The sequence below is a fragment of the Alteromonas sp. D210916BOD_24 genome (assembly GCF_047159385.1).
GTDB lineage: Bacteria > Pseudomonadota > Gammaproteobacteria > Enterobacterales > Alteromonadaceae > Alteromonas.
Genome location: NZ_AP038333.1, coordinates 2,044,844 through 2,070,492, shown reverse-complemented (window position 1 = coordinate 2,070,492; position 25,649 = coordinate 2,044,844). Strand labels below are relative to the sequence as shown.

Here is a 25,649-nt window from a genome sequence, read left to right as displayed (position 1 = left end):
GCATCAGATACAATGGCGAGTGAAACTGGGTTGGGTCAGAGGCAGTAGCGCAGGCTATTGCCTCTAATAAAAAACGCTACAGGTCAGTCACCTCACACACTAACCCCTTTAAGTAGTACCCTTCAGGGTAGCTGCCAATAATGGGGTGGTCAGAAGCCTGATTGAGCCGTGCGATTATCTTGATAGTCCGTCCCGCATCAAGTGCGGCATCAGCCACGACTTTTTGGAATAAATCTGCAGGCATAAGCCCAGAACAGCTAAACGTCAGTAGCAGTCCACCTGATTTTACAGCGTGGATGCCGTACATATTAATATCCTTGTAGCCCCGCGCGGCCCGATTTAGCGACGCTTTGCTATCAACAAACTTAGGTGGGTCAAGGATCACCATGTCGAACTGCTTTTGTGTTTCGTGGTATTCGCGTAACGCCTTAAATACGTCCTGATTAACGTAATTGGCTTTTGTTTCGTCGAAACCGTTAATAGTCACGTGGTGTTTGGCTAAATCGAGAGCGGGCTGAGACACATCCACATTGGTGACAGATTTAGCGCCACCTGCTAGTGCATAGCAAGAGAACGTACCCGTGTAGCTGAAGCAGTTTAAAACATCCGCGTCTTTAGCGTAGTGAGCGGCGGCAGCACGACTGTCGCGTTGATCCAGATAAAAACCAGTTTTGTGGCCGTTTTCGATATCCACCACAATATTGAGGCCGTTTTCTTTTACCGTGACCTGCATTGGCGGTTCACCATGCAATACCCCTGTCACTGGCTCTAAGCCTTCTTTTTTACGCACATCAACGTCGCTTCGCTCATAAACGTGCATATGGGGTAATAATTTGGTTATTGCCCAGACGATTTTACTGCGGTGCTTTTCCGCGCCTGCACTGAGTAACTGAACCACGGCAACGTTGTCGTACACATCAATAGTGACACCGGGTAAGCCATCGCTTTCCGACGCAATCCAACGAAACGCATTGGTTTGAGCAGGGTCAAATAAACGCTGGCGCAAGGCCAGTGCTGATTCTAAACGGCGCAGAAAAAAGCCGTTATCCACGCTTTCGTCTTGTTTAAATGTCCACATCCGAACACGAATTTTTGAGTTAGGTGAATAGGCTCCGCGTCCTAACCAGTCGCCCTCGGCATCATAGACATCGACGGTATCGCCTGTTCTTGCGCGCCCTTTCACTTCAGCCACAGCACTTTCAAATACCCAAGGGTGTTTGCGACGTAGTGATTTATCTCTTGAGGGATGCAATATAACCTGTGCTGACATGGAAGATCTCGTGTTAAGTTAAACGGTATAGCAGATGGGCGCGATTATACGCACATTCGTTTGTTCTGTGTGGATTAAAAACGAAAGAAACTCAAACTGATATTGTAGACAACCCGTATCGACTTGTATTTACCAAAAAGAGGAAAGGGGGACGCCGAGCGCTATGCCACATCAAACCATGCAATATGTTGACTTCACTAAAGGATGCAAGCCTAGTGAGTTAATTGTAAAAGAGCGAGCTTGTTATTCAACCGTACCGGGTAAGGTTAACGTAGATGTAAAGGCGTTTGGTATTAACCGTGCTGACACATTGCAAAGACAAGGCAATTATCCACCCCCCGCCGGGGAAAGTGATATTTTAGGCTTGGAAGTTGCCGGTGTGATAGCCAAGGTTCCCAAAGACGTACACACTTTTAAGGAAGGTGACAAGGTATTTGGTTTGGTCGCCGGTGGTGGGTATGCCACTGAAGTATTGGTCAATCCTGCCCATTTGATGCGCATACCCGAGGGCATGCCTTATTTTGAAGCGGCGGGGCTTGCAGAAGTGTTTCTGACTGCGTTTCAATGTCTGCGTACCATCGCTCACTTAAAACCAGCACAACGGGCACTTATCCACGGTGGCGCAAGTGGTGTCGGGCTTGCAGCTATTCAGTTGTGTCGCTATTGGGGTGTGCATAGTGCTGTCACGGCTTCCAGTCAGGAAAAACTTGCCTTGTGCGAACACAATGGTGCAGAACACCTAATTAACTACAGAGAGCAACAATTCGACGATGTACTTAAAGAAGTGTGGCCTGAAGGCGTAGACATGGTTCTGGACATGGTGGGTGGAGACTACCTTAACCGCAATTTAAAAGTCCTGAAGCAGGACGGTAAGGTAGTCTATCTCGCCATGTTAGCGGGTCGCTACGCAGATAATCTTGATATGGCAATGCTATTAGGGAAACGCGCATCCATTATCGGTACTACATTGCGAAATCGCAGTGATGAGTACAAAGCAGAACTCATCCGAGATTTTGCCACAGTATGTTTACCAGCCTTTGAACGTAAAGCGCTAAAAGTGAATATCGATACCCATTACACCATTAGTGATATTGATAAGCCTCATGTGCGGTTGGAGAACAACCAAACACACGGCAAACTAGTGGTGTCTTGGGAATAAGAACTCCCTGTAGTTTGAATTAATTAGCCCGCAAACCCTTCATCTATTTGGGTAGGCTTAGCTTCAGCAGCACTGCGGGCTAGTTCGTCACACCGCTCATTTTCCGGGTGACCCGAATGGCCTTTAACCCAGTGCCAATTGATCTTGTGCTTTTTAACCGCGTCATCAAGTTGTTGCCATAAATCTGCATTTTTAACGGGTTTTTTATCCGCGGTACGCCAGCCGTTTTTCCGCCAATTGTGGATCCATTGATTGATACCGTTTTTGACGTACTGGCTGTCCGTGGTGAGTTCAACGTTGCAGGGCTCGGTTAAACTGTTCAACGCGGCTATTGGCGCCAGTAATTCCATGCGATTGTTGGTGGTATGGGCAAAACCGTCGCTGAGTTCTTTTCGATGTTGCTTGTAAATCAGTACTGCACCATAACCGCCGGGGCCGGGGTTTCCCAGGCATGAGCCGTCGGTGTAAATATGTATGGTTTTCTGAGTCACTGTGCTTCCTTTATTTCATCGCAAATTGTGGAGGAGGGGTGTTTTTATACTCAAGCCAGTGTTTGTGTAAGACCGGATAAGCATTTATCGTGCTTTTCCCTTAGCGTCTGGCAAAGGGGTTGATATACTATCAAAAAATGAAAGTGTAATAATAGTAGAGGTTCCATGCGTCAAATTGTTCTAGATACCGAAACCACAGGTATTGAACCCAAAGAGGGCCATCGCATTATTGAAATTGGTTGCGTAGAGGTGGTTAATCGACGCCTTACTGGTAATCATTTTCATGTGTATATCAATCCTGGTCGCCATATTGAGCAAGAAGCCATTGAAGTACACGGTATCACTAATGAATTTCTCGCGGATAAACCAACCTTTTCACAAGTCGCACAGGAATTTGTGAGTTTTATAAAAGGCGCACAACTGGTCATTCACAATGCGCCCTTTGACGTGGGTTTTATGGATCACGAGTTCGCAATGGAATCGTCCACTCGAGGCGTGATCACCCACGACATTTGCGATGTGTTGGATACTCTGATGCTGGCCAGACAGATGCACCCGGGTCAAAAAAATAACCTTGATGCGTTGTGTCGGCGCTACGGCATAGACAACAGCCACCGTACATTACACGGGGCTTTGCTGGATGCGGAAATCCTGGCTGATGTTTACCTGTTAATGACAGGTGGGCAGACCAAATTGAAATTAGCTTCAAGTGGCAGCTCTGATGCAGACTCAACTGCGATACGCCGAATTGAGCGAAAAACAAATAAATTAAAGGTTATCAACGCTAGCGCCGATGAATTAACACAACATGAAGCGCGTTTGGACATAGTACAAAACGCCGGAGGAAAGTGTTTATGGCGTGCTGAGCAAGAAGACGTGTCATAAGTATCACGCCTCCTACATCGAACAACAGTTGTGTTAATGAATGAGATTGCGGGAGCAATGTAGTGTGAAAGTGTGGCTTTTAAGCGTAGTTACTTTTTTATCTCTGGTACACCTAAGTGCAGTTGCACAGTCTCAGGCTGAGCAGCAAGATGCGGCGTTGCAAGTTGCTGATGGGGCCCTAAAGCAGACGCAACAGCAATCGCAAACGAGTGAAAAATCGCCGTTGACCGAATTAGGCGACGAATACACCAATTCTATCGAGTTGTTACGCAACCGTTTTCGGGTTGATTACAACGTAGAAGAAGTGACGATGGTGTTCTTTCGCGAATATGGCTCTGCGCCCGTTGTTCTAGTGCGTCCTGATGGTTCGAAACTGTTTTTAGATAGAACCGGCGACAAGCAGGTCGAATGGTATGATTCTGAGACCTTCGACATGATCAAGATTAAAAATCCAATGCCTGGGCCTTGGCAAGCGGTAGGGCAGGTACTTGAAGGCAGCCGTGTCATGGTGCTGTCGAACCTTGAACTACACGCTGAACCCTTGCCCCAGCTTCTCTTCTCTGGCGAGATTTTAAAATCTACGGCTTATCTTACGAATAACGGTAAACCCATCCAAAACAAGCTGTTTAGAGATGTGGTTGAACTGGATATTGAATTTAAAAGTACTAACAATCCCAATTTTGACAATTTTGGCGCAGGGGATCAGGATATTGCCACTTTTCAGGATGATGGACGTGGCATGGATGAACGACCTACCGACGGTGTGTTTACCGGACAGTTTAATCTGAAAGTAGCACCAGGTGAGTGGAAACCCGTATTTAGGGTGAAAACACCTATGTTCACCAGAGAGCAGGAAGGACAGTTAATCATACTGCATGAAAACCCTGTTAATGTTAGCGTGGAGCTAAGCGGTGGCGGTGAGGGTTACCACAAAATCATTATTGATGTGAACCGCGACGTAGTAGACATCGAGTCGCTGTTAATTGACGGTAAAGTGCGTTTTCCAAATGCTGATATGCAAAATTTCTCGCTAACTGAAGGGGGCAGCGAAGCGCGTGAGCACCTTATTTTAGCGTATGAGCCCGGTATCTTTAGGGTCAAACTCACCGCCTATGGCACGACCTCTGACGGTCGGGATTTCATTCTAGACGTACCTGAATACAGCTTCTTATCAGAGCAAAACAATGAAATTGTTATAGATGATCCGTTGGTAGATGAAGATCCTCAATCGCAAGATGAAATGACGACGACATCGGATGAGCTGTCGTTTTCATCAACGCCCGAGCTGGCAGAGGATGAGCAGCTGGATAGCGGCACCTTAACCCTCATATTGGTGGCCGTGAATGGCTCAATTGTGCTGATAGGGGCTGGGGTTGCAGTCTTTATTATTTGGCGCCGTAAAAGAGCCAACAAACCTAAAACCCCCAAAGCGCCAGCAAAAAGCCCTGCTGCTAAAGAACAGCCCAGCGATGCGGGATTGACGATGGAGCAGGAGCCCAAGGGCATTAAAAAGTTGTTTGCCAAGTTTAAGAAAAAGGGTAAGTAGTCAGCCAAGCTGTCTATAGGATGCAGTGTCAATTGTTGCGTCGTTATTTTGATCACTTTGGATTATATTTGGACATTGTGACTAAATAGCAAGCAAACAAACCGCAGATGACAATTTTATTAATAAAAAGCGTTGACTCCACATGGGGGAATACGTATTATCTGCGCCGCAGTCAGGGGACAGGGCAACAACAGCCAAGTCAACTGTCTGATAACATTGAAGATGTGGAGCGGTAGTTCAGTTGGTTAGAATACCGGCCTGTCACGCCGGGGGTCGCGGGTTCGAGTCCCGTCCGCTCCGCCACTCTTTCAATGGTATAACTAAAAGGTCTTCGGAGCGGTAGTTCAGTTGGTTAGAATACCGGCCTGTCACGCCGGGGGTCGCGGGTTCGAGTCCCGTCCGCTCCGCCATTTAGTTATACAGCGCAATCTCGATTATGTGGAGCGGTAGTTCAGTTGGTTAGAATACCGGCCTGTCACGCCGGGGGTCGCGGGTTCGAGTCCCGTCCGCTCCGCCATTAATCGATAAAAGCGCGCTTCCCATTATGCGGAGCGGTAGTTCAGTTGGTTAGAATACCGGCCTGTCACGCCGGGGGTCGCGGGTTCGAGTCCCGTCCGCTCCGCCATTTCATGCTTTAAAAGTATCTATTTCGCGATTCAATCGTCAATCGCGAACGCGGTTTTTATCCGAAACACAGATTTATTCATCCTTCTCCTCAATAGTTATCACCTATTTGCTCATTGCGCGATGACTCAAGCTTTATCTTTGTTGTGTCACCTTGATGTAGAACCACTATACCTGCGGTAACACGCCGCGATTACGAACATTTTAACTCTCGCTGAGTGGGTAATGATCTATGCGGATTGGTATAATATTTAGGTTGGTGTTGGTACGGTTTAGCGCTACCATTTATGGCTTGAGAATCAAGAGAAGAAATTTCGCATGCAAGATGTGCTACTGTGCCGAAACATTGATAAAACGTATTTCGATGGCAACAACGCCACCCCGGTTCTTCACAATATTTCCTTTTCGATAAAAAGTGGTGAACACGTTGCCATTCTGGGTAGTTCAGGTTCCGGAAAAAGCACCCTGTTACATATTCTCGGTGGGTTAGATACGCCTACGCATGGTGAAGTAGAATTTAAAGGTAAACCACTACATCAATTAGGTGCTAATGAGTTAGCCAGACTTCGCAATGAAGAAATGGGGTTCATATACCAGTTCCACCATTTACTTGGTGAATTTACTGCCGTTGAAAATGTCGCGATGCCGCTTCGAATCAGGGGAATGTCGGTAAAAGCCGCTCACGCGAAAGCACAAGCAATGCTAGAAGAAGTGGGTCTATCCCATCGTGCCAACTACTTACCTTCTGCCATGTCAGGGGGAGAGCGACAGCGTGTTGCTATTGCCAGAGCACTAGTGACTGAGCCATCTGTAGTACTTGCAGATGAGCCGACTGGGAATCTTGATGACTCCACAGGCGAACAAATTTATCAATTACTGACTGCGTTAAGCGACAAAAAAGGCACCGCTTTTATTGTGGTTACGCATGACATTGCCCTTGCCCAGAAAATGGATAGGGTAATGCGTATAAAAGACGGCAAACTGATGGGAGAAATGAAGGAGCAGTCTCAATGCTAGCGCTGGAACTCGCCAAGCGATTTCGTAAAAATCGCGCGCAGCAACGTTTCATTTCTTTTATTTCTATGTCGTCTACTGTAGGTATTGCGCTGGGCTGTTTTGTTTTAATTGTGCTGCTAAGTGTAATGAACGGCTTTGAAAAAGAGCTGACTGGTCGAATTCTCAGTGTGGTCCCTCATGGCGAAATATACAGCGCGGATGGGCGGGGAATAGAAAATATCGACGCTCAGCTTTACCGCTTTCAACAGGATGAACGTATCGCAAAAGTCATCCCGTTTACCGGGCTAACGGGCATGTTGCAGTACAAGGGTGATCTGAAAGCGATCAATATAACTGGGATTGATGTGGCCGATGTGCAAGGCAAGTTTAGCGATAGGGTCTCTCGCGAAGATTGGCAACGCTTTTTTCAAAATACTCAGGGGCTGTTGGTGGGCAAAGGAATTGCATCGTCATTGCAATTGACGCAAGGAGACAAGGTACAGGTACTTATCCCCCAATCTACTGACGATCTTTCGTTTAAGGCACCCCGCACGGTAACATTAGTAGTAAGTGGCGTGATGTCGGTGGGTGGGGAGTTAGATAACCAAATTGGCCTTATGCATTTACCAGTGGCTTCTGACGCACTGGGTATTAAGGAAAAAGCCCAAGGGTTTCAGTTTACTTTGCATGATCCTTTTAGCGCGTATCAAACCATGCGTGATATTGGTTACAGCTACCCTCAAGCGGTGTACATGTCAGATTGGACGCGCACGCAGGGCCATTTGTATAACGATATTCAACTGGTCAGAAGTGTGGTTTATATTGCCCTTATCCTAGTGATTGCGGTGGCGTGTTTTAATATTGTCTCTTCTTTAGTAATGGCCGTCAGAGATAAGCAATCAGCCATCGCGATTTTAAAAACCATGGGTGCTACAGACAGACTTATTCGTCATACCTTTGTCTTGCAAGGGGTTATAAATGGCGTGCTTGGCATGAGTATTGGTGTGTTGTTAGCCCTTCTGGTGGCGCCTAATTTATCAGAAATTGTCAGTGCGGTGGAAAAGTTGATAGGGGTGGAGATTTTATCCGGTGATATATACTTTATCGACTTTTTACCTTCTCAATTACATTGGCAAGACGTCGTGGTTACCATGGTCGTTGCCGTGCTGCTTAGTGTAGGCGCCACGCTGTATCCTGCGCACAAAGCCACAAAAGTGTCTCCTTCGAAAGCACTTCATTAGCGTGTTTGACCTTTGGTGTCACATAGAAAAAAGGTAGCCAATCAGCTACCTTTTTTCATTTAACCCGGCCTAATTGCTATAGGCTTATCTATTTCTCTCGAAGTGTTCGAAATCAACGTCTTCTTGTTTAAGCCCAGCTTTAGGATCGTTGTATACCGCTTCGTTCAATGCGCCTTCACTTTTGGCAACCACGCACGACACCATACAGTCACCGGTAATATTCACGGCTGTGCGGGTCATATCCAATAAACGGTCAACACCGATAATGAGGGCGATGCCTTCTACTGGTAAATTCACTTGCTGCAATACCATGGCCAGCATAATAAGGCCGACACCCGGTACACCCGCGGTGCCAATAGACGCCAACGTAGCGGTGAGCACCACCATCATATAATCGCTCATGCTGAGGTCTACAGCGTAAACCTGGGCAATAAATACCGTGGCCACGCCCTGCATGATAGCCGTGCCATCCATGTTAATAGTGGCACCCAGTGGAAGGGTAAAAGACGACACAGAGTTTCCGATACCCAGTTTGTTTTTTGCCGTTTCCATTGTCACAGGGAGTGTCGCACTACTGCTTGACGTGCTGAAGGCAAACAGGGCAGCGTCACGCATTTTCTTTAGAAGGATAATTGGGTTAAGACCAGACAATAATTTCAATAGCACGGAATAAGTGACAACACCGTGCAGTATCAATACGCCGAACACTAAGAAGAAGTACTTGGCTAAACTTAAAATAGTGTCACCACCAATGGTAGAGAACAGCTTGGCCATCAGAACATACACACCATACGGGGCGAGGTTCATAATAATAGTGACTAAGCGCATAATGACGGTGTTGATATCTTCAAACACCGCGGTCAATCGTTTGCCTGCGTCACCTGTCATAGCCATGGCAATACCAAATAACACTGCAAAGACAATGATTTGTAACATGTTTCCCTGAGCCATGGAGTTGATAGGGTTACTTGGGAACATGTTCACAATGACATCTGACAAACTTGGTGCTTCTTTTGCCTGGAACGCCGTATCGGTGGTCATATTCAGGCCGTCACCGGGTGACACAATCAATGCTATGCTCATGGCCAGTGTTATCGCTATAGCGGTTGTGACAACATAAAGCCCTACCGATTTTGCGCCCAAACGGCCTAGTTTACTGGGATCAGATAAGGTGCTGGTACCACAGATCAGAGACACAAACACAAGTGGCACAACCAGCATTTTCAAACTGGAGATAAATATTTGCCCAAGGGTCGAAAATATACCTTCGACAAGAATGTTATACGTGGAGAACTCTAAACCAAATATCGAAAAGGTAAAATCTCCGCTATCATCAAACAGGAATTGGAGAAAGACGCCAGACAATATCCCGGCGGCCATACCGATAAAAATTCGGGTGGTTAAACTGTATTTATGTGCAGATGAAGACATGAATGTTCCCTGTGCATTTTTATATTTTTTTTACTCTCCCGTAGTGTGCCAGATTCAGTTGATTTTTAAACATAAAAAACGACGCAATGGTCAATAAAAGAGGTTCAGGAACGAATTATGTCGACATTAGCGAAGACGCTGAGCGTATTTAGCGCAATATTTATGCTTACAGCATGTGGGGGAGGCGGTTCATCTGTCTCTCGAGATAATACCGACAATGGGGGAAGTGACGGTGGTACGTCTAGCCCTACTTATACTATTTCGCTGTCGATGGAGAACGCGACAGGAAGTGATGATAAAAACTTATCGCAAGACAATAATCTGTTTGTGGTCGCCACAGTAAAAGATCAGAACGGCAATCCGCATTCCGATGCATTACTGACATTTACCCTTAGCGATCCCTCTTTGGCTGAGTTTGCCAACGATACGGGTACGGCCAGCACTAATGCCGATGGCGTGGCTCGACTGGGGTTATTAGCAAGTAATGCATCAGGCGATGGTGAAATTACTGCTAGCTTAAGTTCGGGAGAAACAGGCAGCACCACTTTTTCGGCGACGGCGATTGACCCCGTTACAAATGAACTGACAGTGTCGCTAGTGTTACAAAACGCCAACGGCGAGCCAGACAATAATTTAACCTCAGACAACGGTTTGAGCGCGGTGGCGACGGTGACTAATTCACTGGGTGAGCCGCAAGCCGATCGCTTGCTAACGTTTTCGTTAAGTAATGATGACTTGGCTATTTTTTCTAATGATACGGCGACGGCGCTTACTGATGAAAATGGGATTGCTACGCTTGGCATGACCGCTGGAACTATATCTGGTGATGGTGTAGTGACTGCCGTGCTTTCCTCTGGTGAAGGTGATTCAACGACATTCAGTGCACAAGGTAGTACAGGCGCGGTAGCAAAGCCTGCTTCATTGGAGTTGTTTGCCAGTAGTATCCAACTTCCGTCCAGTGGCAACGATAAAATAGAATTAATTGCACTGGTTAAAAATGCGCAAAGCGTGTTGATGGAAGGGGTGAACGTGACCTTTTCTGCTGTGAACGAAGCGGGTTTACAATTGCAACTGAGTCAGCCAGTTACCGCTGAGGATGGAACAGCAAGAGCATTTGTTTCTACTACCAATAACGCGAAGAATCGCAAAGTCGAAGTGTTTGCCCAAGCGGGAGATTTAGACCCGGAAAAAATAGAAATAGAGGTTAGTGGTACTGAAGTGACAGTGAACGGGCCCTCTTCGGTTATTCTAAATAATACCGTTGATTTTGTTTTACGGGTACAGGACTCTGATGGTAATGCATTACCAAATCAAGAAATTACGATTGTTCCTGGAAACGGTACTTTCAATCAGACCAGCGTAACCACCGCCGCAAATGGACAGGCCACAGTAGAGTATACGGCTTTAATCTCAGGCCTCGATACCTTTGAAGTGAAAGCGTTAGGCGCAAGTGCGTTTGTTGACGTTCAGGTTCAGCAAGATGAATTCGATTTTACTAACTTACCTTCATCAGATATCGAACTGAATACACCTACAGAAGTCGCCGTTGAGTGGTTAAAGGACAACAGTCCAGTAATAAGCGCAGAAGTCACGTTTAGTATTTCAAGGGGCGAAATTATAGGCAGCAGTACAGTCCTAACGGATGCTAATGGTATAGCGGCAGTCAATATTCAGGCAAATAACGCTGGCGTTGCTTCACTGACTGCTACTGGCGCTAACACTAACGGCTCTGTGGTAAGCGCATCCGGTGAGGTGGAGTTTATCGCTGTTGAGCCAGCTACCCTGATTGCGGATGCGACACCGGATATCGTGGGGCCAGATGGTCAAACAAGTACTATCACAGCAATAGTCAGAGACCCCAATGGTAACTTAGTTAAAGATCAAATTGTTAACTTTAATGTTAATGACACATCTACGGGCTCTATTTCGCCCTCTCAGTCCAAAACGGATAGCAATGGCGTTGCGTCGACGATATTTACTTCAGGCTCTACCTCAAGTGAAGACAGTGTAATAATAACCGCAGAAGTCGCCAGCAATACTTCAATTCGCGACACAGTTGCAATGACAGTTGGCAACCGACCCTTCGATATATCAATCGGAACAGGAAATACTATTGAAGAGCCAGACTCAGAAACTTACTTGAAGAGATTTGCAGTATTTGTTTCTGATTCAGTGGGTAGACCGGTAAGTGGCGTTACTTTGACCGCCTCAGCAACGCCAGTTAAGCGCACCGCAGTTAACCCTGGTACATACTACAAGGGGTACTGGACCTGGAATGACATACTGGGTGTGTGGGAAGCGACGGTTACCGCAGAATGTTTAAATGAAGACTTAAACAGTAACGGAATTTTAGATGCAGGTGAAGATACCAATGGTGACAACTTCCTCACTCCCGGTATTGTAGGTACGTTATCCGTTTCGGGTAATGGGGTAACTGATGAGAATGGGCAGGCTGAGTTGGTATATCGATACCCCGCTGATTATGGCTTTTGGTATGACATGGTCATCACCGTATTTGGTCAGTCTAATGGCAGCGAGTCAAGTGCCGATCATTACTACCGATTAGGCATTAGTTCTGGTGATCTCACCGATGAAGGCGCGAGTCTACCTGCGAACCCATTTGGTATGTCAACCAGTTGTAATAACTTTCAATAATTGACTGATAAAAAAGCCGGCTTCATCAGCCGGCTATTTTAATACTGTTTGACAGTGCTTTTTAGCTAACCCTGCTGGAACGGATAAACCGAGCCAAGTTTAAGTAACTGGGTTAGTTCGTCTAACGCGGTACGCGATTCAATCAGTAGTTGTGGGTCGCGTAAATCGTCTTCACAAAGTTCATCGCGGTAGTGTTTATCTACCCACGCGTTTAATCGTGCAAATTGCGTATCGTCGATTAGTGTGTTTTGGTTAACGGCGGCTAATTCCTGATCGTTCATGGCTACGCGTAATCGCAGGCACGCCGGACCACCACCGTTGCGCATACTTTGTTTTACATCAAAGTAATTTACCGATTTTATTGGTGTACCTAAGGTAACCAACTTGTCTAAATAGCGTTTTACTGAGGCGTTTTCCTGACACTCAGTGGGCGCAATAATGGTCATTTCACCGCTTGGTAAGGTGATGATCTGCGTGTTGAACAAGTAGGTCTTTACGGCATCAAGCACTGACACTTCGTTAGTGGGGACTTCGATAAAATGAAGCGGTTGCTCACCAAACTTGCGTTGTAATTCTGCAAAGCCCGCGTCTTTTTGATAAAACGCTTGTTCGTGGAAGAACAATACATTTTGATTACCCACTGCAATAACGTCGTTGTGGAATACCCCTTGATCGATGACATCAGGGTTTTGCTGCATGTACACCACACCGTCGTCATCGAGGCCGTGTAAACGGGCTACCGCCTGACAGGCTTCTAACGTTTGACGCGCAGGGTACTTTTTAGGCGCTGGCTTGCTGGTATCAAACGCATAACGGCCATACACAAAAAGTTCAACGCCAGCTTGTCCATAATCACTGCACAAACGGGTGTGATTCGCTGCACCTTCGTCTCCGAAATGCTCGTTGTCGGGCAGGTGTTCGTGGTGAGCAAAGTGCTTTTCGTTAGCAAACGTACCACGCAAAATATTGCCCGTGACACGGGGCTCAAGCGAGCGGTGAAACTTATTGGTCAGATTAGCAGGGGTAAAATGCACCCGTCCGTCTGCCGTATCGGCGCTGGGAGACACCGTGGCGGCATTAGCCGTCCACATACTACTGGCAGAGCAACAAGCGAGAAAAATCTCGCGAGATTGCTTTGCAGCGCTTTCTAGCACTCTGGCATCTGAGCCAGTAAAACCTAAGCGACGAAGCGCAGCAATATCTGGGCGTTCTTGCGGCGCTAGAACACCTTGTTTCATGCCCATATCCGCTAACGCTTTGGCTTTGGCTAGCCCTTGTTTGGCTGCTTGTTTGGGACTGCTTTTGGCGTTGGCATTATTCAGTGAAGCAACATTGCCGAAAGACAAACCGGCATAGTTATGAGTAGGCCCAACCAGACCGTCAAAATTAACTTCAAACTGCTTCATAGTTTCCCTCATTCTTGGTGTTTTTACGTTTGCTCGCTATGACTGGCTAGTCGGTCTCGACAACAAACGCTGCACTTTTTCTGCCTGTGATTTTGCAAGCAGGCTTACTTCGAATGGCTCGCATTATACGTCTTTTAAGGGCAATGCCAATCAGGGTGGTTATAAAGTGTACAGTTTTTGTGTGCGTTTAAAGCAATGAAAAGAATAAGTATGAAGAAGATCTTGTTTTCCATTCACTTTGTAGATATATGTTAAAAAAGAGAGAGTACCTGATAGTGCGTACGAGGTTGCTCCAATTTTCAGTATTTGACGAAATAAGTCATTAAAAATCAATAGGTTTAGTTCAATCATATGGCAAAATCACTGGTCATAGTCGAGTCACCAGCCAAAGCGAAAACGATAAATAAATATCTCGGTAAAAATTTTATCGTAAAAAGTTCGGTTGGCCACGTACGGGATCTTCCAACGAAGGCGTTAGGCAAAGTTGAGCCTAAAAAACCGGCAAAAGAACTCAAAACTTTAAGCGAAGAGGAAAGACAAGAGTACCTTCGCCGACACGAATATTTAAAACTAGTAGATCGCATGGGTGTCGATCCAGAACAAGACTGGAAAGCGCACTATCAGGTGCTACAAGGTAAAGAAAAAGTAGTCAACGAGCTTAAAAAGCTTGCCAAAGATGCCGACACTATCTATCTCGCAACCGATTTGGATAGAGAGGGTGAGGCCATTGCGTGGCACCTACAGGAGTTGCTGGGCAAAAAAGATAAGACTTACCAACGGGTCGTATTTAACGAAATTACTAAAAATGCCATTCAAGATGCATTTTCCCATCCCGGTGAGCTGAATATATCTCGGGTTAATGCACAGCAAGCGCGTCGCTTCTTAGATCGCGTTGTGGGCTTTATGGTATCGCCACTGCTGTGGAAAAAGATAGCCCGTGGTTTATCGGCTGGGCGTGTGCAGTCAGTCGCGGTGCGACTTGTTGTTGAGCGCGAACGGGAAATCAAAGCCTTTGTGCCTGAAGAGTTTTGGGATGTTCACGCTGACCTCACCAGCCGAGCAAAAGATGCGCTTCGCATGTTGGTGGCCAAATATCAGGGCAATGCGTTTAAGCCAAAAAACAAAGCCGAAACTGATCAGGCACTTGCCGCGCTTGAAGGGGCCAACTACACGGTTGAAAGCCGTGAGTCTAAGCCTACGCAAAGTCGACCGTCAGCACCCTTTATCACCTCTACACTACAACAAGCAGCCAGCACGCGATTGGGCTTTGGTGTGAAGAAGACCATGATGATGGCTCAGCGTTTATACGAAGCTGGCTATATCACCTATATGCGTACAGACTCGACCAATTTGAGTCAGGAAGCCCTAGACAGTGCCCGTGACTATATCTCTGATAACTTTGGTAAAAAGTATCTGCCGGAGTCGCCTATTCGCTACGGTAGCAAAGATGGGGCACAAGAAGCGCACGAAGCAATTCGTCCTTCTAACGTGAATATCAGCGCAGCTAGCCTTGGCGATATGGAAAGAGATGCGCAGCGCTTATACGAACTCATTTGGCGCCAGTTTGTGGCGTGTCAGATGACACCTGCCAAGTATGATGCCACTACCATTAAAGTCGCGGCGGGCGATTACGAATTAACCGCCAAAGGTCGGGTGTTAAAATTTGACGGGTGGACACGGGTTCAGCCACAGCTTCGCAAGAAAGGCGAAGAAGAACTGATGTTACCCGATGTGCAGCAAGGCGATGTGCTTGACCTTAAGGGACTCGATCCTAAACAGCACTTTACTAAGCCGGTTGCCCGTTTTAATGAAGCGTCTTTGGTTAAAGAACTGGAAAAGCGTGGCATTGGACGTCCTTCCACTTACGCCAGCATTATTTCAACCATCCAGGATCGCGGTTACGTCAGGCTGGAAAATAAGCGTTTTTACGCTGAAAAAATGGGTGAAATCGTTAACGATCGCTTGATGGAAAACTTTGACGATTTAATGAGTTACGACTTTACAGCCAACATGGAACAACGGCTGGATGACATTGCCGAAGGCAACAAAGACTGGAAAGACGTGCTCAACGAATTTTACAGTGGCTTTTACGGCAAACTGTTAAACGCTGAGAAAGATCCTGAAGAAGGCGGTATGCGTCTGAATCAGGCAGTACCAGCGGGAATAAATTGCGATAAGTGCGGTCGAGAGATGAATGTGCGCACCGCGTCTACCGGTGTGTTTTTGGGCTGCTCGGGTTATAACCTGCCGCCTAAAGAACGTTGCACCAATACCATGAATTTAACCCCTGGTGATGAAGTGGTAAAAGTAGATGACGAGGAAGAATTAGAAACCGAAGCATTGCGTTCGAAAAAGCGCTGCCCTAAATGCGGTACCGCCATGGACAGCTATTTAGTGGACGAAACCCGCAAATTACATGTGTGTGGTAATACGCCTACTTGTGATGGCACCTTGGTTGAAACCGGAACCTTTAAAATTAAAGGGTATGACGGCCCCATTATCGAGTGCGATAAGTGTGGCAGTGATATGGAGCTTAAAAATGGCCGTTTCGGAAAATATTTCGGTTGCACTAACGACGAATGTAAAAACACACGTAAACTGCTAAGAAACGGTGAAGCCGCGCCACCGAAGGAAGATCCGGTTGATTTGCCTGAATTACCCTGTGAAAAGTCAGATGCGCACTTTATGTTGCGTGATGGCGCATCGGGTATCTTCTTAGCCGCTCATAACTTTCCTAAGTCTCGGGAGACCCGTGCGCCGAAAGTCGAAGAACTTGCGCGCTTTAGAGATAGAATTTCGCCGAAATTCTATTATCTTGCCGATGCGCCACAGCAAGATCCAGACGGCAATCCGGCCATTGTCCGCTACAGCAGAAAGACCAAACAGCAATACGTGATGTCGGAAAATGAAAGCGGCAAAGCAACGGGCTGGTCAGCGTGGTATGACGACGGTAAATGGCAGGAACAAGCGGCCAAAAAAGCCCCCGCTAAAGCCAAGAAAAAATAACTACTTTGGTTTTTAGCCCAAGTTAACAAAAAGCCCGGGTAGACTCGGGCTTTTTGCCATATTACACTTCAGACTGTCTTTTAAATATGGCGTATCGGGGCTTGTCACCCGTGTAATTCGCATTGCTTGCGTCATAGCGACGCGCACATGATCACTAAAGGGTTAGTACAGCACATGGCCTCATTACAGGACCAATTATTGAAAGCTGGCTTGGCAAATAAAGCGTCAGCTAAGCAAGCGCGCGTAGACAAGCGCAAAAAACAGAAACAGAAAAACAAGCAAAATCAGCCTGTTGTTGATGAAGCAACATTGGCCGCACAACAAGCAGCAGAAGAGAAAAAAGCGCGCTCTCGCGAGTTAAACCAGCTTCAGCAACAAGAACGTGAAAAGCGCTCGGTGGTTGCACAGGTACGTCAATTGATCACCGTGAATAAACAGGCGCGCAAGGGTGACACCGTATTAAACTTCACTCACGACAATGTAGTAAAGCGATTGTATGTCAGTGACGAAATGCACAAACAAGTCACAAAAGGGCGATTAGCCGTGGTGTTACTTGATGATGCTTATGAACTTGTACCGACTCCTGTGGCTGACAAAATTGCCCAGCGGGATGCCGCGTCGGTTATTTACCGTGCCGATCTGGATAAAAGCGGCAACGACGGTGTCGATGAAAATGAAGATGATTGGTACGCAGATTACGAAATTCCAGATGATCTCACTTGGTAGGTCATCTATTTTCAGCTTATTTGCATAGTAGCAACTATGAAGATAGTAAAATCAGTACAAAAGGAAGGCGTGAATTACCAATTGATCACGCCTTCTGCACATTTTGAGTCCAGTTTCAGAGCCTATATTAATGAGCTCGGCAATGAAGAACGCTACCCCTTTGTTCTGGATTTAGATGCGACAAATTTTCAAGATTATTTGGCTGAACTTGAATGTTTTAGGTTGGGCATAAACTTACCTGAAGGGTACGTAGACAGTGCCACTTTCTGGTTAATTGAAGATGATGAACTGGTTGGCGTAGCTAATTTAAGGCAACGATTAAATACCGCTATCGCTCATGTGGGCGGTCATATTGGATTAAGTATTCGTCCTTCTGCCAGAGGGAAAGGGTTAAGCACGCTGTTGCTAAAATGGGTATGCGAAGTTGCAGCTGAAAGACGAATTGGCGAAAAAGGGCAGTTATTTGTGCATTGTTATGAGCACAATGTGGCTTCTCAAAATATGATCATCTCAGTGGGGGGCTATTTAGATTCGACTGTTTCATTAGGCGACGTGAACGTGTGTCGCTTTATTATCGAAATCTAAAAAATACCGCTGTAAAACGAATTCATTGATCTCTATCAAACCCTTGCAAACTATGCCTTGCGAGGCAGTAGGGGGCACCCTAGAATCCGCCGCTTTGTATTATTGTTCTACTTAGTGGTCTATTCACATGGCTTTATCTGACACAAACGCTTTTACCTCTTCTGTATCTAACGTTAATGCGCCTGAGCTATTGGCACCTGCGGGTAGCTTACGTAATATGCGATACGCTTTTGCCTACGGCGCTGACGCGGTTTACGCAGGCCAGCCCCGTTATTCACTGCGCGTGAGAAACAATGAATTTAGTTTGGAAAATCTAGCGATAGGCATTGAAGAGGCCCATGCGAAAGGCAAGAAGTTTTATGTGGTAAGCAATATTGCGCCACATAACAGCAAAATAAACACCTACCTTAAAGATATTGCGCCTGTCATCGCCATGAAGCCAGATGCCCTTATTATGTCAGATCCGGGGTTAATTATGCTGGTGCGCGAGGCATACCCGCATATGCCTATTCACCTCAGTGTGCAGGCAAATGCCGTGAATTATGCCACGGTAAAATTTTGGCAAAAGCAGGGCATTGAGCGGGTTATTTTATCCAGAGAGTTGTCGTTAGAAGAAATCGACGTCATTCGTCAGGAAGTGCCCGACATGGAGCTGGAAGTGTTTGTGCACGGCGCATTGTGCATGGCTTACTCTGGCCGGTGTTTGCTGTCGGGCTATATGAATAAACGCGACCCCAATCAGGGCACCTGCACCAATGCGTGCCGCTGGTCTTATAATATGGCCGACGCAGCGGAAAACGAGTCAGGCGATATTGTCCCTGCGACACAACCAACCATATCCGACAAGCCGCATGGCAAGTGTGAAGATGCAAGCCAACCCCGTGTAGTGCAGCCCACATTGGGAGAAGGCGCGCCTTCAAATCAGGTTTTTTTACTCTCTGAAAAAGAAAACCCGACAGAGTTCATGCCGGCGTTTGAAGACGAGCACGGCACCTACATTATGAACTCAAAAGATTTGCGCGCAGTACAGCACGTGGAAAGGCTAACCAAGATGGGTATACATAGCCTGAAAATAGAAGGACGCACTAAATCTCACTATTACTGTGCGCGTACTGCACAAGTGTATCGCAAAGCCATTGACGACGCGCTGACGGGTAAGCCTTTTGACCCAAGCCTTATGGGCAGTTTAGAGACATTGGCACACCGTGGTTATACAGAAGGTTTCTTACGTCGCCATGCTCATCACGCCTATCAAAATTATGAGTATGGGCATTCGGTAAGCGATAAACAGCAATTTGTTGGCGAAGTTTTAGGCCGCTGTGAAAAAACAGGCTATGCCATTATTGACGTTAAAAACAAGTTTTGTGTGGGGCACGCTTTGGAATTAATGACCCCAAAGGGCAACGTCAGTTTTGTGCTTAAAGACATGTTAGATATAAATGGCGCTAATATTGATGATGCCAAGGGGTCAGGTCACCAGGTTCGAATTCCTGTACCTGATAATATGTCATTGGATTATGCGTTATTACTGAGACACCTAGATGAAGGCGCAGATACTCGCCATCCTTTCAAACAAGACCCGATTGTTGTGGATCCGTGCAACCATAAAACCTCTGGCAATAACGTCGTTAGCGATGATGCCGTTAGTCAGACAAAGCAAGTTGCTAACACTACTGCTGCACACCACCAAGTGCTTAATAGCAATCCTGTTAACGGGTAAGTTATGGCACTTAAAATACTCAGTAGCTGCATTAATTGCGATATGTGTGAACCCGAATGCCCCAACCAAGCGATTAGTTTGGGTGAACACGTGTTTGAAATTGATCCAACGCGCTGCACAGAATGCGTGGGGCACTACGACGCGCCTACCTGTGTTGCCGTGTGCCCCATTGATGTGGTCAAGCCGGATCCGCTTTATCGTGAGTCACTCGACGCGTTAGCAGAAAAATTTATTCAGTTGACCACGCTTAGCGATGCCAATGACAAGTAACAGCCTGATAGGGGGAGTCAATCGCAGCAAAGGGCGCAAATAGATGCGTGTAAGTGTTTGCTAATAGTTACATTTTATTGTACTTCCAGCAGGCTAAGGCAGTATCATGACAGGCGCACTTATTACGCCAATGAATGCCAATGTTACGTGCTGAGCATTTCGCGTTAAAACGTTGGAATGAATATAAAGCGTAACGCAACATTAAAAATACACCACTGACAATAATAACGAGTAACATGCATTAATGAGGTTTCATGGTTACCTGGAAAACACTGACATTTGACGCACTGACGAACCACCAATTGTTTGATTTACTGAAGTTGCGTGTAAATGTGTTTGTAGTCGAGCAGAACTGCCCTTATCCCGAGTTAGATGAAAAAGACCGCCACCCCGAAACCCATCACCTTATGGGGTTTGAAGATGGTGAACTTGTGGCCTGCGCGCGATTACTACCCGCTGGCTTGAGTTACCCGTCAGTAAGTATAGGGCGCGTAGCAACAGCACAGTCGTTCAGAGGGAAGGGCGCGGGTAAGCAGCTAATGAGCAAGGCTATTGAACAGTGCCAAGTCTTATGGCCAAATCAAAGTATAGAAATTGGCGCACAACAATACCTTCAAACTTTCTATGAAGGCTTTGGCTTTAGTGCCACTTCAAGTATGTACCTTGAAGATGATATTCCCCATATCGATATGAAACGCGCTTAGTAACTCTGCAGTGCGCTTTTACTTGTAGTTAAGTTCATCCTTCTTTTCACTTAACTGGCATTCGCGTACCGATTGAGCCCTTTTTTAAAAATAATACGCTGCATCCTTAAATGCAGCCAGAAAGGGGAAACGCGTGTGCTATATGAAACATTTAAAACGCTGTGCAGGCAGGATGATATTGATCAATAAAGGATTTCGTGCAAAAGTGGGTAAGCTAGTGCAGTGATTAACTCAAAGTCTGATGTGTAAAGTGGGGCTTTTTTAAAACGCCTAACTACCGACAGAGGATAGTTACCCACATATTCAAGGAATGAACAATGCGATCACTATTTTTTATATTTCTGCTTTTTCTTACAGCATGTTCACCAGTGTCGGATGAACTTGCGTCTTTGGCAAATCAGCAATTCAGAGCAACCAACGACAGTGAAGCGTCATGGCGCAAAGACGGTAAGCTACATTTTTCGACAGCGTTAGAATGGCAACAAGCATCTTTTCAAAATAAACGGGCGACGTCGTCTGACTTTCTTCTGGCGCTGCATAAACAGGGACTGCTTAACATCGATATCTCTGATAACGAGAAATTGAAAATGCACAGTGAAGCCCTGACCACAATGCTAAACCAATATTTTGAAATGATTGGTCCGGCAGTTGAAAACACAAAAAAATATGAAAATAAACGGGTCAGCGACGCCGTAGTACTGATTACCTCCCAAAATGGTTCAAAAAGTAGGCTGAAATGAAAAGTAGCATTCACGATACTGCATGCTCAAACGGAAATTAGGATAACGGTATGCCGGAATCCCATATTTCTTTTACTCATCGCGCGCCAAGTGCTTCCGATTTTGCGTCACTTAGGGCGTTAGTCGGGTGGACTAATCCTGCCCTGCCAATAATTCAAGATAGCATAAGTTCATCATTGTTTTGGGTTTCTGTGTATGTGCAAGACAAACTAATTGGTTGTGGGCGCGTGATTGGTGACGGGGCAATGTATTTTTATGTACAAGATGTCATTGTTCACCCAAATTATCAGCACATGGGGTTAGCCTCTAAAATAATGGAGTCTATCAATCAGTACATTGCCGCGAACTGTCCTTCGGGCTCAACCGTAGGGCTATTTGCTGCGAAAGGGAAAGAAGCGTTCTATCTAAAGCATGGTTTTGAACTGCGCAATGGGCAGGACTTAGGCTTGGGCATGTGCAAGTTTATTTAAACGTGGGGCGTTTAGCTGGATTGGTCACAAGTTAACCTGACACTTGCAGTGATAGAGCGGAACCAGACCTGACAGTCTCTTGAGTACGTAAAGCAGAAGTTGGGTAACAATAAATTTGTCACCCGCAGCATTTTTATTCCAGTGAGCTTCTCACTTCATGAGGCCCCTGTTTAACAACATGCGTGTATATTTGCGTTGTTTGCACAGATGTATGCCCCAGTAACTTCTGTATAGTTCGGATATCGTAGCCAGCGCGTAAAAGCTCAGTCGCAAAGGAATGGCGAGATATTAACCAGTATGATAAAAATTAATAAGCGGTTCTTAGGGGCCACTTCATTTAAAAGTTAGGTTTTAAAAGGATATAAAGCATATGAGATTACTTTCAACTCTTGGATTATTGGTTTTACTTTCTACTTCAGCTATTGCCGAAGATAAAGGATATACGGGCTTTACTTTAGATGTAGGCGTTAGTGGTTTCTTTAGTCCCGAGCTTGTGAGTGCAGATGTTAAAAAAATTGATGCTAATTCACCAGCTGAAAAATCCGGCATAAAAGTTGGTGATAAGTTAATCGCAATTGATGGCTGTAAAATTCCAGGTTGCCCAGCCAAAGAAGGTAAAAAACTAATAAGTAAGCTTAGAGGTCAGTTATTACCTTTAACATTACAGCGTGCAGATGGTTCAGAATATTCTGTAAGTTTACTCGTAGAATAAAACCTAACAAGGTTTTAAAGTCGGACTGGGACACAAACACATGAACGGCTTCGCATTGTAGCCCATGTGTTTCCGCCACTAAGCGGGGTGCTATACGCAATTGGTCATAATAACTTTTTAACATCGCGGTAAAAGTTTTCATAAGAGCCAAGTGCTATCAATCCAAGTCTTTTTTCTGATGCTGATGTAACTTCTTTACTGCTCTCTTAAAATTAGCTGTGTGAACACCAAGCGATTTTGTCGTACTTTAATTACCACGCGATTCTGTCGTAGTCGCTAATTACCAAGGGAAATTGACGGTTATCTTTTACCGTGTTCTTTAAATGTTTTGTTTGTGCATTTGAGGAACGCTAAGGATGATTGTGTTGAATTCCAAAGCTCAATTGACAGTTGATGTCATTGCAAAAGTGGCTGAACATAAAATTACGATAGCCAATGCCACTAAGCTCCTCAATAAATCCAGACGTACTGTTGAACGTTATTTACAGGTTACCGAAGCCAAGGGTTACAGTTTATCGTTCACGGAAACACAGGCAGCGAGCCAGTTAATAAAACGCCTGATAGCCTTAAGCAGCAAGTTCTGTCGCTAATCCGCGAGAAATATTATGACCTGAACTTGTTGCACCTCGCCGAGATGCTTGAGACTCACGAACACATTGTTGTTAAGCGCGAGACACTGCGTAAATGGGCACATGATATCCATCATGTAAAACGGGCTAAGCGCAGGCGTAGCCGCGTTCACAAACGCAGAGAACGAATGGATGCGCCCGGATTAATGCTACAAATGGACGGCAGCACACATCGTTGGTTCGGCGATAAGAAGTCGTGTTTAATCGCCATGATTGATGATGCCAATAGCGATATTCATGCTGAGTTCTTTCCTTCAGAAACGACTGAAGGCTGTATGAAAGTCATGCGCTCAGTCGTTGAGAAATACGGTGTATTTAAAACCCTATACGTTGATCGTGCCGGAATATTCGGTGGCCCTAAACGCTGCAACTTCTCCCAGATGCAAAGGGCCTGTAAGGAGTTGGGCATTGAAATTATCTTCGCCAGTTCTCCTCAAGGTAAAGGCAGAATTGAACGTGCCTTCGATACCTTGCAAGACAGGTTGATACCGGAGTTACGACTTAATAATATTAGTGATATGACGGGTGCGAATAGTTACCTCCAACACGTCTTCATCCCTCAGTTTTGGCGTAAGAGACTGATTGTAAAATCAAGAACATCGGGAACCGAATATACACCTTTACCACTCTACACCAATCTTGATGATATCTGCATTACCAAGGTCTACAGAAAAATACGCAACGACCATACGTTTAGCTACGGCGGAAAACTCTACTTTATCGATTCTCCGCTTAAGCATTCAATCGCAAACCAGAAAATTGAAATTCGTACAGCTAAAAACAAGCAATTCGAAGCTTGCTTCGCCGGACGAAAGCTACAGGTAACAGAAGTCACTGAGCCTGAAAAACTGTCCTCGGAAGACAATGAGATCCAGAAGAAGCTTGAGGTATTAGCGTTGGCTGACAGGCTTGGAAATGTAGCAGAAGCATCCCGACTCAGTGGCGTCTCTCGCGATACGATTTATCGCCACCGAAAACTGCTTAAACAAGGTGGAATCCAGTCGCTAAAACGTCAAGAAGCGCCAGATCTTCATCACAAAAATCGTACTGACAGAGCCATTGAGGAAGTCGTTATCAATGTGTCTTTATCTAATCCGCATATGGGCCAACAAAAGGTATCAATGAGAATGAAGGCTGAGTTCGGTATTGATATAAGCGCCAATGGTGTTCGAAACATTTGACTTCGCAATCAACTTAATACGACTCAGTTAAGGATTGAGAAATCCCAATGTGCATTAATTGTTTGAGTTTTTAGAAGTAATCAAACAAACTGAACACAAATAGAACGTCTTAAACATTGAGATAAAAGGAATTTCCAGATGAGAGTTTTTTTCAAATTTTTTTCGTTCGGTCTAATACTTTTACTGCTGGTTGGGTTCGTATATCAATCATATAAAAGTTACGTCGATTCATCCTCCTTTGAGAAGTCTGGTGAAATGCTTGACGTTGGAGGCTATAGCCTTTACGTCGAGGATAGTGGAAGTGGAAAGGTAAACGTAATCTTCGACTCTGGAATGGGCGATGACTTGTCTGTTTGGAACAAGGTAGCAAACAAAGTCTCAAAGTTTTCGAGAGTCATCACATACGACAGGGCTGGCCTAGGTTGGAGTGAGGAAAGTCCGAAAAAAAGAGACAGTAAAGCCATTATAGAGGAACTTCATTCAATATTAGAGCAAAAGAATTTAACAGGGCCAATTGTTCTAGTTGGTCATTCGTTTGGTGGAGTAAATATGCAGCTTTATGCCCTTACTTACCCCGAAGATATATCGGCATTGGTTTTGGTAGACTCTGCCCATGAAGACCAAATAAATAGAATGCCGAGAACGGGCTTATTTCAAAAGTACGTGTTCAAATTTGGCATGTTGGCAGCCCCTTTCGGACTGCCTAGATTATATTTATCCAACACTTCTCCAGAAGAGAGAGCCAAAAAAAGTACAACCAAGCATCAATATACCAGCTTAGACGAAGCCAGTTATTTCCCTCAGAGTCTAAATCAATTAGACACACTAAATCCGAACTATGGTGGTTTGCCATTAGTGGTTATCGCTCGAAATCAACCGTCCTCTGAAATTCAGAATAAAAATACAAAACATTATATATGGGCGGGTCTGCAAGAAAGTCTTGCTTCTCGTTCTACTGATAGCACATTAATATTTACGGGAGAGCGCCAGCATTCTATCCACAAAGTACAGCCCGAAATCGTTATTGAAGCAATTCAAACGTTAGTAAACGGCTTCTAAGTAACATAAAACATACCCTGTTCAGTACCACAGGGTATGTACTGCAACCTTACTGACGAAAAAGTGATATTATGACAAAGTCGCTTGGTACTTATACCGTCAGTTCTCCTTGGTAATCACACTACTAAAGTTTAGCGGAACTG

Annotated in this window: 19 protein-coding genes, 4 tRNA genes and 3 pseudogenes; 21 read left to right on the top strand and 5 right to left on the bottom strand. The window is 45.5% G+C overall.

Annotation, left to right across the window (positions count from 1 at the left end; translation table 11 throughout):
- Positions 1-76: 76 nt before the first annotated feature.
- On the bottom strand, positions 77-1,270 hold the full coding sequence (locus ACMCM8_RS08990; RefSeq protein ID WP_412727540.1) for a class I SAM-dependent rRNA methyltransferase: 1,194 nt from the start codon (positions 1,268-1,270) through the stop codon (positions 77-79).
- A gap of 178 nt (positions 1,271-1,448) precedes the next feature.
- Between ACMCM8_RS08990 and ACMCM8_RS08985 the strand changes: the two genes are divergently transcribed.
- Positions 1,449-2,429 carry an NAD(P)H-quinone oxidoreductase gene (locus ACMCM8_RS08985; RefSeq protein WP_412727662.1) on the top strand — a complete coding sequence of 327 codons (981 nt, stop codon included), beginning with the start codon at positions 1,449-1,451 and terminating at the stop codon, positions 2,427-2,429.
- Between the two features lie 23 nt (positions 2,430-2,452).
- Here the strand turns inward: ACMCM8_RS08985 and rnhA are convergent, their stop codons facing one another.
- Positions 2,453-2,920 carry a ribonuclease HI gene (rnhA, locus tag ACMCM8_RS08980; RefSeq protein ID WP_412727538.1) on the bottom strand — a complete coding sequence of 156 codons (468 nt, stop codon included), beginning with the start codon at positions 2,918-2,920 and terminating at the stop codon, positions 2,453-2,455.
- 165 nt (positions 2,921-3,085) lie between these two features.
- Here rnhA and dnaQ point away from each other — a divergent pair, with 165 nt between their 5' ends.
- From dnaQ to lolE, 8 genes are all read left to right on the top strand, one after another.
- Complete coding sequence (dnaQ, locus tag ACMCM8_RS08975) at positions 3,086-3,805, top strand: DNA polymerase III subunit epsilon (RefSeq protein WP_412727536.1); 720 nt, start codon at positions 3,086-3,088, stop codon at positions 3,803-3,805.
- 40 nt (positions 3,806-3,845) lie between these two features.
- A complete protein-coding gene (locus ACMCM8_RS08970) occupies positions 3,846-5,351 on the top strand; it encodes a TIGR03503 family protein (protein WP_412727534.1) in 1,506 nt (501 codons plus the stop codon).
- 226 nt (positions 5,352-5,577) lie between these two features.
- Positions 5,578-5,654 (top strand) — tRNA-Asp (locus tag ACMCM8_RS08965).
- Between the two features lie 30 nt (positions 5,655-5,684).
- A tRNA-Asp gene (locus ACMCM8_RS08960) sits at positions 5,685-5,761 on the top strand.
- Between the two features lie 30 nt (positions 5,762-5,791).
- Positions 5,792-5,868: transfer RNA gene (locus ACMCM8_RS08955), tRNA-Asp, on the top strand.
- Positions 5,869-5,899: 31 nt separating this feature from the next.
- A tRNA-Asp gene (locus ACMCM8_RS08950) sits at positions 5,900-5,976 on the top strand.
- A gap of 317 nt (positions 5,977-6,293) precedes the next feature.
- Positions 6,294-6,992, top strand: coding sequence for a lipoprotein-releasing ABC transporter ATP-binding protein LolD (lolD, locus tag ACMCM8_RS08945; protein ID WP_412727532.1), 699 nt, complete (start codon positions 6,294-6,296; stop codon positions 6,990-6,992).
- The gene (gene lolE / locus ACMCM8_RS08940; RefSeq protein ID WP_412727530.1) at positions 6,986-8,212 is read left to right on the top strand and encodes a lipoprotein-releasing ABC transporter permease subunit LolE; all 1,227 of its coding nucleotides are present in this window, start codon (positions 6,986-6,988) and stop codon (positions 8,210-8,212) included. Before lolD ends, lolE begins: the two co-directional genes overlap by 7 nt.
- An 84-nt stretch (positions 8,213-8,296) precedes the next feature.
- On the opposite strand, the gene ACMCM8_RS08935 is transcribed toward lolE, so the two are convergent.
- The gene (locus tag ACMCM8_RS08935) at positions 8,297-9,643 is read right to left on the bottom strand and encodes a dicarboxylate/amino acid:cation symporter (RefSeq protein ID WP_412727528.1); all 1,347 of its coding nucleotides are present in this window, start codon (positions 9,641-9,643) and stop codon (positions 8,297-8,299) included.
- Between the two features lie 117 nt (positions 9,644-9,760).
- On the opposite strand from ACMCM8_RS08935, the gene ACMCM8_RS08930 reads away from it, so the two are divergent.
- Entirely contained in the window at positions 9,761-12,298 is a 2,538-nt protein-coding gene (locus ACMCM8_RS08930) for an Ig-like domain-containing protein (RefSeq protein ID WP_412727526.1), read from the top strand.
- A gap of 65 nt (positions 12,299-12,363) precedes the next feature.
- On the opposite strand, the gene astB is transcribed toward ACMCM8_RS08930, so the two are convergent.
- Entirely contained in the window at positions 12,364-13,704 is a 1,341-nt protein-coding gene (gene astB / locus ACMCM8_RS08925) for an N-succinylarginine dihydrolase (protein ID WP_412727524.1), read from the bottom strand.
- Between the two features lie 351 nt (positions 13,705-14,055).
- On the opposite strand from astB, the gene topA reads away from it, so the two are divergent.
- The 8 genes and pseudogenes from topA to ACMCM8_RS08885 all read left to right on the top strand — a co-directional run bounded on the left by topA (position 14,056) and on the right by ACMCM8_RS08885 (position 21,925).
- Positions 14,056-16,710, top strand: a complete 2,655-nt coding sequence (gene topA, locus ACMCM8_RS08920) for a type I DNA topoisomerase (RefSeq protein WP_412727522.1) — start codon at positions 14,056-14,058, stop codon at positions 16,708-16,710.
- A gap of 174 nt (positions 16,711-16,884) precedes the next feature.
- Complete coding sequence (locus ACMCM8_RS08915) at positions 16,885-17,436, top strand: DUF2058 domain-containing protein (RefSeq protein ID WP_412727520.1); 552 nt, start codon at positions 16,885-16,887, stop codon at positions 17,434-17,436.
- A gap of 36 nt (positions 17,437-17,472) precedes the next feature.
- The gene (locus tag ACMCM8_RS08910) at positions 17,473-18,021 is read left to right on the top strand and encodes a GNAT family N-acetyltransferase (protein WP_412727518.1); all 549 of its coding nucleotides are present in this window, start codon (positions 17,473-17,475) and stop codon (positions 18,019-18,021) included.
- A 127-nt stretch (positions 18,022-18,148) separates the two neighbouring features.
- Positions 18,149-19,597 (top strand): annotated as a pseudogene (yegQ, locus tag ACMCM8_RS08905) (tRNA 5-hydroxyuridine modification protein YegQ); the annotation flags it as partial.
- Between the two features lie 147 nt (positions 19,598-19,744).
- Positions 19,745-20,011: a YfhL family 4Fe-4S dicluster ferredoxin gene (locus ACMCM8_RS08900; RefSeq protein WP_412727516.1), complete on the top strand. Its 267-nt coding sequence runs from the start codon at positions 19,745-19,747 to the stop codon at positions 20,009-20,011.
- A gap of 254 nt (positions 20,012-20,265) precedes the next feature.
- Positions 20,266-20,715 carry a GNAT family N-acetyltransferase gene (locus ACMCM8_RS08895; RefSeq protein ID WP_412727514.1) on the top strand — a complete coding sequence of 150 codons (450 nt, stop codon included), beginning with the start codon at positions 20,266-20,268 and terminating at the stop codon, positions 20,713-20,715.
- Positions 20,716-21,032: 317 nt separating this feature from the next.
- Complete coding sequence (locus ACMCM8_RS08890) at positions 21,033-21,455, top strand: hypothetical protein (protein WP_412727512.1); 423 nt, start codon at positions 21,033-21,035, stop codon at positions 21,453-21,455.
- A gap of 50 nt (positions 21,456-21,505) precedes the next feature.
- The gene (locus ACMCM8_RS08885) at positions 21,506-21,925 is read left to right on the top strand and encodes a GNAT family N-acetyltransferase (protein WP_412727510.1); all 420 of its coding nucleotides are present in this window, start codon (positions 21,506-21,508) and stop codon (positions 21,923-21,925) included.
- Between the two features lie 133 nt (positions 21,926-22,058).
- Here ACMCM8_RS08885 and ACMCM8_RS08880 read toward each other — a convergent pair.
- Positions 22,059-22,208: pseudogene (locus ACMCM8_RS08880) on the bottom strand (tyrosine-type recombinase/integrase); the annotation flags it as partial.
- An 87-nt stretch (positions 22,209-22,295) separates the two neighbouring features.
- Between ACMCM8_RS08880 and ACMCM8_RS08875 the strand changes: the two are divergent.
- From ACMCM8_RS08875 to ACMCM8_RS08865, 3 genes and pseudogenes are all read left to right on the top strand, one after another.
- Complete coding sequence (locus ACMCM8_RS08875; RefSeq protein ID WP_412727508.1) at positions 22,296-22,637, top strand: PDZ domain-containing protein; 342 nt, start codon at positions 22,296-22,298, stop codon at positions 22,635-22,637.
- Positions 22,638-22,993: 356 nt separating this feature from the next.
- Positions 22,994-24,447, top strand: a pseudogene (locus ACMCM8_RS08870) (ISNCY family transposase).
- Between the two features lie 255 nt (positions 24,448-24,702).
- Positions 24,703-25,506, top strand: coding sequence for an alpha/beta fold hydrolase (locus tag ACMCM8_RS08865; RefSeq protein WP_412727506.1), 804 nt, complete (start codon positions 24,703-24,705; stop codon positions 25,504-25,506).
- Positions 25,507-25,649 lie beyond the last annotated feature (143 nt).